Source organism: Streptomyces milbemycinicus (assembly GCF_002154605.1).
Classification (GTDB): domain Bacteria; phylum Actinomycetota; class Actinomycetes; order Streptomycetales; family Streptomycetaceae; genus Streptomyces; species Streptomyces milbemycinicus.
The window spans coordinates 1-1,788 of record NZ_MUNE01000962.1; the positions used below are offsets into that span (position 1 = coordinate 1).

3 protein-coding genes are annotated in these 1,788 nt (G+C 69.3%); 2 read left to right on the top strand and 1 reads right to left on the bottom strand.

All coding sequences use genetic code 11. The features are described 5' to 3' along the window. Positions 1-14: 14 nt before the first annotated feature. Entirely contained in the window at positions 15-335 is a 321-nt protein-coding gene (locus CCN51_RS49645; RefSeq protein ID WP_014179265.1) for a DUF3618 domain-containing protein, read from the bottom strand. A 165-nt stretch (positions 336-500) separates the two neighbouring features. Here CCN51_RS49645 and bcp point away from each other — a divergent pair, with 165 nt between their 5' ends. Together bcp and CCN51_RS49655 are read left to right on the top strand one after the other, a co-directional pair. Beyond that, the gene (gene bcp / locus CCN51_RS49650; RefSeq protein ID WP_014179264.1) at positions 501-968 is read left to right on the top strand and encodes a thioredoxin-dependent thiol peroxidase; all 468 of its coding nucleotides are present in this window, start codon (positions 501-503) and stop codon (positions 966-968) included. Between the two features lie 128 nt (positions 969-1,096). Further along, positions 1,097-1,788: alpha/beta fold hydrolase (locus CCN51_RS49655; protein ID WP_086861130.1), on the top strand; the 692-nt coding region annotated here is incomplete at its 3' end.

The following is a 1,788-nucleotide window of genomic DNA, read 5'->3' on the forward strand; positions in this document are numbered from 1 at the left end:
CCCCCGCCCGCCCGCTACGAACGGCGACGCCGCGATGACATGGCGTACAGCCCGGCCAGACCCACTGCCACAAGCGCCAGCGGAATGATCCGCTCCAGCCGCGGGACGCCTTCCTCGGAGACGAACTGCGCCCGTACGCCGGTGACCGCGCGGTTCACGGAGACATAGGCCCGCCCCGCCGTCCGGTCCACCACCGACACCGCCTTCGCCTTCGCGTCCCCGACGATCGTCTTGGGATGCATCCGCGTCCCGATCTCGTCGAGCGTCACGGCGAGCTGCTGCCGCCTGCGGGCGATGTCCGCCTCGATCTGCGCAGGGGTCCTGGCATCCGACACCGCGCTGCCTCCGTCATTCTCGATGATCCGGTGATGGACAGTCTGTCAGCTCCCCCTGGTCGATGCCCCACAGCACCCCCGATCGGGAACCTGGCTAATGTCGGGCACGTACACATCCGCGCCACACACCCGCGCCACGCACCCGTGCCACGAGGAGACCCCACCATGAGCGAGCGCCTGCAGCCCGGCGACACCGCCCCCGCCTTCACCCTCCCCAACGCGGACGGCAAGCCTGTCTCGCTCGCCGACTACGCCGGCCGCAAGGTGATCGTCTACTTCTACCCGGCCGCCCTCACCCCCGGCTGCACCAAGCAGGCCTGCGACTTCACCGACAACCTCGACCTGCTCGCGCAGCACGGCTACGACGTGGTCGGCATCTCCCCGGACAAGCCCGAGAAGCTGGCGAAGTTCCGCGACAAGGAGCACCTGAAGGTCACCCTGCTCGGCGACCCCGAGAAGGAGATCCTGCAGGCGTACGGCGCCTTCGGCGAGAAGAAGATGTACGGCAAGACGGTCACCGGCGTGATCCGCTCCACGGTCATCGTCGACGAACAGGGCAAGGTCGAGCGCGCCCTGTACAACGTCCGCGCCACGGGCCATGTCGCCAAGATCATCAAGGACCTGGGCCTCTGACGTACCGGCGCCGCGAGGGCCCGGCCCCGCGGCGCCGTCACACCTCTGGCATTACCCGGCACGTAATCGACCCTCCTCGGCGGCTCGGACATCCTGAACACATCGAACCCACCAGCCGAGGAGCCGAGATGTTCTTTGAGACCGCCGACGGGACCCGCCTGGCCTACGAGGACTACGGACAGGGCCGCCCGATCGTCTTCGTCACCAGCTCCATGCTCAACACCGAGATGTGGGAGTACCAGATCCCGTTCTTCGTCGAGCAGGGCTTCCGCTGCGTCTCCTTCGACCGGCGCGGCCACGGCCGCTCCGACCGCCCCTCGACCGGCTACGACATCGACACCCTGGCCGACGACCTCGCCGCGTTCCTCGACCACCTCGACCTGCGCGACGTGATCTTCGTCGCCCACTCGCTGGGCGGCGCCGAGGTGGCCCGCTACCTCGGCCGCCACGGCGAGGACCGCGTCGAGCGCGCCGTGTTCGTCGCCGCCATCCTCCCGTTCCTCAAGCAGACCGACGACAACCCCGAGGGCGTCCCCGAGGCCGCCCTGCACCGGATGCTCGCCCGCATCCGAGCCGATCGCCCCAAGTGGCTCACCACCCAGTCACAGGCCTTCTTCGCCACCCAGTTGGGCACCGAAGCCTCCCCGGCGGTCATCGACTGGACGATCCGGATGTGCCTGTCCGCCTCCCCCTGGGCCACCCAGCAGGTCCAGCAGACGTGCTACCACGCCGACAACCGCGAGCACCTGCGCCGGCTCACCATCCCGACCCTGGTCGTCCACGGCGACGCGGACGCCTCCGCCGTGGACGACCAGGGTCG

Bases quoted from the DNA above. Each gene is read 5' to 3' on its own strand.
- bcp (WP_014179264.1), top strand. From the start codon at position 501: ATGAGCGAGCGCCTGCAGCCCGGCGACACCGCCCCCGCCTTCACCCTC.